Below are 201 nucleotides of genomic sequence, written 5' to 3'. Positions count from 1 at the left end.
CTGTCCTGTTCGGGATGGGAAGGAGTGGTTCCACCCTGCTATGGCCTCCGGGCTTTAACTTGTTCTGCATCTTTCGATGCTCGGAAATTCTTATCAATCTTGACGAGCATTTAAGCTCTGCTTTGTTTTACTTTACTTGCTACAACCAACGTAGGCTTTAAGCTTCACGGTTATAGGATCAAGCCTCACGAGCAATTAGTA

General features: G+C 45.3%; 1 rRNA gene. It reads right to left on the bottom strand.

The features are described 5' to 3' along the window. A 5S ribosomal RNA gene (rrf, locus tag ACYQ4O_RS13255) occupies window positions 1-52 on the bottom strand; the annotation flags it as partial. Window positions 53-201 lie beyond the last annotated feature (149 nt).

Source organism: Turicimonas sp. TL08 (assembly GCF_054660695.1).
Note: the sequence above shows the minus strand (reverse complement) of the source record. Positions and strands in the feature narration are given on the sequence as shown.